The sequence below is a fragment of the Thalassotalea sp. G20_0 genome (assembly GCF_017744175.1).
Classification (GTDB): Bacteria; Pseudomonadota; Gammaproteobacteria; order Pseudomonadales; family Endozoicomonadaceae; genus Endozoicomonas.
Genome location: NZ_JAGHQV010000280.1, coordinates 1 through 927, shown reverse-complemented (window position 1 = coordinate 927; position 927 = coordinate 1). Strand labels below are relative to the sequence as shown.

The 927-nt window shown below is 54.6% G+C and carries 1 protein-coding gene; it reads right to left on the bottom strand.

What is annotated here, in order from left to right:
* A partial coding sequence (gene tnpC, locus J7438_RS26045) for an IS66 family transposase (RefSeq protein WP_209278939.1) occupies positions 1 to 927 on the bottom strand: 927 nt, incomplete at both ends.

Genomic DNA, 927 nt, shown 5'->3' with positions numbered 1-927 from the left:
AGTAAAGGGGCGAATAGCATTTTCCGCCGCTGCATTGCTGATATTCAGGTCGCCATCTTCACAGTACACGACCAGTTTTGACCATTGGTTCAGGGCATAGCCCATGGCTTTATGGGTGAGACTGTCTGGTACCAGTCGGCTGATGTTTTTCAGCAACCACTGGTGAAGATCATCCAGCAGCGGCTTGCTCTCCTGTTGACGGCGAGCCAGTTTTTCCGCCGCAGTCATCCCCCTGATATCCTCTTCGATGGCGTACAGCTTGCGGATTTTGGCCAGCGCAACATCAGCCTTGCTGACTTTGCTGTTGCTCACCTTTTTGCCCGGTTTGGCCTCGCCTTTTTTGGCATCCGTGAATTTGCGGCGCACATGGTCAAAACAGCCAACCTGGGTAATGCCTTCTTGCTTGCACACAGCACTGTAACTGGCATAACCGTCAGTTTGCAGGTAACCGCTGAACGCTTCGAACAGGCGCAGGGGAACCTCCTTGCCCCGGGAAGGATCGTAATGGAACAGCACCGCCGGTTGCCCCGGTGGGCCTCCCAGAGTCACCCACATGTACTTATCCGAGTGGAGTGATTTGCTGGACTCCTTGAGTACCTGGATCCGGGTTTCATCAGCATTCATGATGTGCCCGGCCCGCTGATGGTCTGCCATCAGGTTGATCAGGGGCTGCAGTTGCAGAGACAACCGGATCAGCCAGTTGGCCATCGTCGTCCGGGTAATGGAGCCGCCATAGCGTGCCAGTATTTTTTCCTGCCGGTACAATGGCAAGGCATCGCAATATTTGGCAATGATGATCCAGGCCAGCATGCTGACGGTCACTGCAGATTTGGGAATGGGGTGTTTGGGAAGCTCCGCCGCCTTGATAACGCGTTTTTCCTGCGGTGCCTCTCCCGGCTCAGCTTTCTCAAGAAATACTGCTTTCTC